The organism is Amycolatopsis sp. NPDC021455, from assembly GCF_040640995.1.
In the GTDB taxonomy this organism is placed as follows: domain Bacteria; phylum Actinomycetota; class Actinomycetes; order Mycobacteriales; family Pseudonocardiaceae; genus Amycolatopsis.
In genome coordinates, this window is sequence record NZ_JBFACT010000162.1 from 1 (window position 1) to 1,514 (window position 1,514).

The 1,514-nt window shown below is 74.8% G+C and carries 1 protein-coding gene and 1 pseudogene; one reads left to right on the top strand and one right to left on the bottom strand.

Going from position 1 to position 1,514, the window contains the following annotated elements; translation table 11 throughout:
- Positions 1-119, bottom strand: a pseudogene (locus AB0G28_RS49315) (polyphosphate kinase 2); the annotation flags it as partial.
- Between the two features lie 129 nt (positions 120-248).
- On the opposite strand from AB0G28_RS49315, the gene AB0G28_RS49320 reads away from it, so the two are divergent.
- A complete protein-coding gene (locus AB0G28_RS49320) occupies positions 249-1,379 on the top strand; it encodes a site-2 protease family protein (protein WP_361106659.1) in 1,131 nt (376 codons plus the stop codon).
- Positions 1,380-1,514: the final 135 nt, after the last annotated feature.

Below are 1,514 nucleotides of genomic sequence, written 5' to 3' on the forward strand. Positions count from 1 at the left end.
ACCACGACCAGGCGCGCTCCTTCCGCCCGGACCCACTCCTGGAGCTTCACCAGCTCGGCTTGCAGGCGCAGCAGTTCACGCTCGTAGACCGCGCGTGGGATCTTCTTGGCTCCGGGCATGCCCCGACGCTACGAACCCGGCCGGCGTCCGTACTGCGGCCGGACGTCGGCGGCGCAGGGGTCTTTGGTCCCTCGCTCCGGGGCGGTGCGGCCCTCCCCCGCGCGCGCCCGCGGGAGGACGGTCGAGGGATGCGTGCCACGTTCTCCCTCGGGCGCCCGGCCGGTATCCGCGTCGGCGCGCACTGGTCCGTGCTCCTGACCATGGCCCTGCTGGCGTGGCTCCTGGCGGAGTCGCTGCTGCCTGCCGCCGTGCCCGGCCTATCCGCGGTGGTCTACTGGGCGAGCGGCACGGCGGGATCCGTGGTGTTCCTGGCGTCGCTGCTGGTCCACGAACTCAGCCACGCACTGGTGGCGCGGCACCGCGGGCTGGCCGTCGACCGCGTCACGCTGTGGCTGTTCGGCGGCAGCACGGAGCTGACCGACGATCCCTCGACGCCGCGCACCGCGCTCGCCGTCGCGGTCGCCGGTCCCGCGGCGAGCCTGCTGGCCGGGGCCGGCTTCCTGGGTGTGTCGCTGCCGCTGTCCGGCGTCGTGGCCGTCACGCTCGCCTGGCTGGGCTGGACGAACCTGGTCCTGGCGGTGTTCAACCTGCTGCCCGGCGCGCCCCTGGACGGCGGGCGGGTCCTGCAAGCGCTCGTGTGGCGGCTCACCGGCGACAAGCGGAGAGCTCAGGCGGCGTCCGCGCGCTCGGGCCGCGTCCTCGGGCTGGCCTTGGCCGGCGCGGGTCTGGCGTGGCTGCTGTGGTCCGGCAGCTTCGCCGGGCTGTGGCTTGCGGGCATCGGCTGGTTCCTGAGCCTGAGCGCCCGCGCCGAGCTGGCCGCGGGTCCGGCGCGCGAGGTCCTCGGGCGGATCCGGCTGGGCGAGATCATGACGCCGGCCCCGGTGACGGCACCCGGCTGGTTCACCGTCCAGGGCTTCGTGGACCAGGCGGCGGCCGCACGGTTCCGCACCTACCCGGTGATGGCGTTCGACGGCCACCCGGTCGGGGTGATCAGCCTGGCGCTGCTCGCCCGGGTGCCGGAGCAGGCGCGCGCTTCCACGCGGGTCGAGGACGTCTGCGCGCGGCCGCCGGCGTGCCTGGTGGCCGCGCCGGACACTCCGCTGCCAGCGGTCCTCGGCCGGATCGGCGGCCGCCCCGGACAGGACCTCGCCTTGGTCGTCTCGGACGGCGTGCTCGTGGGAGTGGTGAGCCCGGGTGACATCGCCCGGACGCTGGAACTGGCGGTGCTGGGCGCGAACGCCCACCGGTCGGCCCAGTAGCGGCAGGCCCGCGGGACGAGCAGCAGCGACTCCCCGGACCGCTCAGGAGGACGGGAGCGTGAAGTACGCTTCCTCCTCCTGCGCGAAATGCAGGGTCAGCACGGCATCCAGCCCATAGAGCGTCGCGCGCAGGTC

Bases quoted from the DNA above. Each gene is read 5' to 3' on its own strand.
- AB0G28_RS49320 (WP_361106659.1), top strand. From the start codon at position 249: ATGCGTGCCACGTTCTCCCTCGGGCGCCCGGCCGGTATCCGCGTCGGC.